This is a genomic window from Streptomyces recifensis (assembly GCF_002154615.1).
GTDB lineage: Bacteria > Actinomycetota > Actinomycetes > Streptomycetales > Streptomycetaceae > Streptomyces > Streptomyces griseoluteus.
This window is the reverse complement of sequence record NZ_MUNH01000572.1, coordinates 1-2,660: the sequence shown is the minus strand read 5'-3', so window position 1 is coordinate 2,660 and position 2,660 is coordinate 1. Positions and strand designations below refer to the sequence as shown.

At 71.4% G+C, this 2,660-nt stretch carries 3 protein-coding genes; 2 read left to right on the top strand and 1 reads right to left on the bottom strand.

Going from position 1 to position 2,660, the window contains the following annotated elements:
• A partial coding sequence (locus tag CCN33_RS26210) for a phosphate signaling complex PhoU family protein (RefSeq protein WP_086695934.1) occupies positions 1-454 on the bottom strand: 454 nt, incomplete at its 3' end.
• 209 nt (positions 455-663) lie between these two features.
• On the opposite strand from CCN33_RS26210, the gene phoR reads away from it, so the two are divergent.
• Positions 664-1,935 carry a two-component system sensor histidine kinase PhoR gene (gene phoR, locus CCN33_RS26205; RefSeq protein ID WP_086695933.1) on the top strand — a complete coding sequence of 424 codons (1,272 nt, stop codon included), beginning with the start codon at positions 664-666 and terminating at the stop codon, positions 1,933-1,935.
• A gap of 5 nt (positions 1,936-1,940) precedes the next feature.
• Positions 1,941-2,612 (top strand): two-component system response regulator PhoP, encoded by a 672-nt coding sequence (gene phoP / locus CCN33_RS26200; RefSeq protein ID WP_466134857.1) that lies wholly within the window; start codon positions 1,941-1,943, stop codon positions 2,610-2,612.
• The last annotated feature ends 48 nt before the right edge of the window (positions 2,613-2,660 follow it).

The following is a 2,660-nucleotide window of genomic DNA, read 5'->3' as shown; positions in this document are numbered from 1 at the left end:
GCTCCAGCTGGAGCGCGAGGTCGACGTCCTTGGTGATGATGACCTCCGCCGCCTTCGCCATGAGGCGCTGCGCGAGCTGGCCCATCTCCAGGATGGTGGCGTGCAGGTCCTGCGGGACCGCGCGCTCGGGGAACCGCAGCCGGGTCAGCTTGGCCACGTGCTGGGCGAGGTCGCCCGAGCGCTCCAGGTCGGCCGACATCCGCAGCGAGGTGACGACGATGCGCAGGTCCGTCGCCACCGGCTGCTGCCGCGCCAGCAGGGCTATCGCCCGCGCCTCCAGGTCGTGCTGGAGTTCGTCGACCCGCTGGTCGGCCTCGATCACGCTCTCGGCCAGCTTCAGGTCGGCGTCCAGGATGGCGGTGGTGGCGCGCCCGATGGCGGAGCCGACCAGCCGGGCCATCTCCACCAGACCGTCGCCGATCGAGTCCAGTTCCTCGTGGTACGCGTCCCGCATCAGGTTCCCTCTCCTACTACGTGTCGTCGGGGGGTCCAGGCCCGTGGCCGTTTGTGAACCCCACGCTCCCACGTTCCGTCCCGTACGCGTCCGTTTCCGCCCTCCCGAATGAACCACCACTGGATGGAAGGTGAACTCTGGGCGACGAGTGCCCGAGGTCGCACGACGGTGGCTGTGGCCAGGGTGGACGCCATGCCTAACCTGGTGACATGGACGTGAACGCGGCGGTCGCCGCAGCGGCAGCGATCGCCGGTGTACTCACCGGTGTCATCGCCATGCTGGCGTTCCGCTGGAGCGAACGCGACCAGAAGCGCCCCACCCGTACCTCCCTGCACACCGACGAGGTGCTCCCGCCCGGCGTGGACACCGTGCTGTCGGTGCTCAGCTCCTCCGCCGTCGTCCTCGACGAGGCCGACGCCGTGGTCAAGGCCAGCTCCGCCGCGTACGCCCTCGGCCTCGTCCGGGGCGGCAAGCTCGCCGTGGAGCCGATGCTCCAGATGGCGCGCGACACCCGGCGGGACGGGGAGATACGGCAGGTCGAGCTGGACCTGCCCCGGCGCGGCACCGGACGGGGCGAGGCCCTGGCCGTGTCCGCCCGCGTGGCCCCGCTCGGCTCCCGGCTGGTGCTGCTGCTGGTCGAGGACCTGACCGACGCCCGCCGCATCGAGGCGGTACGCCGTGACTTCGTGGCCAATGTGAGCCACGAGCTGAAGACCCCCGTAGGAGCGCTCTCCCTGCTCTCCGAGGCCGTCATGGACGCCTCCGACGAGCCCGACGCGGTCCAGCGCTTCGCCGGGCGGATGCAGATCGAGGCCACCCGGCTGACCAACCTCGTCCAGGAGCTGATCGACCTCTCGCGGGTGCAGAACGACGATCCGCTGGAGGACGCCGAGCCGGTGCGCGTGGAAGAGCTGGTCGCCGAGGCCGTCGACCGCTGCCGCCACCAGGCCGGTACGAAGCAGATCACCATGGCCACCGCCATCCAGGACCCGCCCGGCGCGGTACGGGCCGCCCTGCACGTGTGGGGCAACCGCGGCCAGCTCGCCGCCGCCCTCGGCAACCTGGTCGAGAACGCGGTCAACTACTCCCCGGCCCACACCCGCGTCGGCATCTCCGCCCGCCGGATCTCCGCCCCGGGCGGCGAGCTGATCGAACTCGCCGTCACCGACCAGGGCATCGGCATCTCCGACAAGGACAAGGAGCGCATCTTCGAGCGCTTCTACCGCGTCGACCCCGCCCGCTCGCGCGCCACCGGCGGCACCGGCCTCGGCCTCGCCATCGTCAAGCACGTGGTCGCCTCGCACGGCGGCGAGGTCTCGGTCTGGAGCGCCGAGGGCCAGGGCTCCACCTTCACCCTGCGGCTGCCGGAGGCGGGCGTCGCCCGCGACCGCGCGGCCAGGCACCCCGGACTCGACGACGCGTCCGGGCCCGCCGATCAGTCCCCGTACGCTTCGCTTCCCTCCCCGGAGGTCCTTCCGTGACCCGAGTGCTCGTCGTCGAGGACGAGGAGTCCTTCTCCGACGCCCTGTCGTACATGCTGCGCAAGGAGGGTTTCGAGGTCGCCGTCGCCGCGACCGGCCCCGACGGCCTGGACGAGTTCGAACGCAACGGCGCCGACCTGGTGCTGCTGGACCTGATGCTGCCGGGGCTGCCCGGCACCGAGGTGTGCCGCCAGCTGCGCGGCCGCTCCAACGTCCCGGTGATCATGGTGACCGCCAAGGACAGCGAGATCGACAAGGTGGTCGGCCTGGAGATAGGGGCCGACGACTACGTCACCAAGCCCTTCTCCTCCCGCGAGCTGGTCGCCCGTATCCGCGCGGTGCTGCGCCGGCGCGGCGAGCCGGAGGAGGTCACCCCGGCGGCGCTGGAGGCCGGGCCGGTCCGGATGGACGTCGACCGCCATGTGGTGACGGTGTCCGGGGCCAAGGTCGACCTGCCGCTGAAGGAGTTCGACCTGCTGGAGATGCTGCTGCGCAACGCCGGCCGGGTGCTGACCCGGATGCAGCTCATCGACCGGGTGTGGGGTGCCGACTACGTGGGCGACACCAAGACCCTCGACGTCCATGTGAAGCGGCTGCGCGCCAAGATCGAGCCGGACCCGGGCGCGCCGCGCTATCTGGTGACGGTGCGCGGGCTGGGCTACAAGTTCGAGCCGTAGGCCACGAGAGCGGTCCGTACATGACTTAAGGGGGCTCCCGGCCGGGAG